At 71.5% G+C, this 270-nt stretch carries 1 protein-coding gene; it reads left to right on the top strand.

What is annotated here, in order from left to right; genetic code table 11:
- Window positions 1–270, top strand: a 270-nt coding sequence (locus ACPCK6_RS29700) for an ACP S-malonyltransferase (protein WP_423482870.1), incomplete at both ends; no start/stop codon positions are given.

The raw sequence follows: 270 nt of genomic DNA, 5'->3' as shown, positions 1-270 counted from the left end.
TCCGTTGATGGAGCCGATGCTCGACGATTTCCGCGCCGTCCTGGCGGGGCTGGCGTTCCAGGCGCCGCTGCTGCCGGTGGTGTCGAACGTGACCGGTGCCCTGGCCGGCGCAGGCGAGATCTGCACGCCGGAGTATTGGGTGCGGCATGTGCGGGAGGCCGTGCGCTTCGCCGACGGGATCACCGCCCTGCGGGCTGCCGGGGTGGACACGTTCCTGGAGGTCGGGCCGCAGAGCGTCCTGACCGCGATGAACGCCGACGTGCTGGCTGG

The sequence above is a fragment of the Micromonospora sp. AB353 genome (genome assembly GCF_049538395.1).
In the GTDB taxonomy this organism is placed as follows: domain Bacteria; phylum Actinomycetota; class Actinomycetes; order Mycobacteriales; family Micromonosporaceae; genus Micromonospora; species Micromonospora aurantiaca.
The sequence above is the reverse complement of the archived record's forward strand: the minus strand, read 5'-3'. Positions and strand labels throughout refer to the sequence as shown.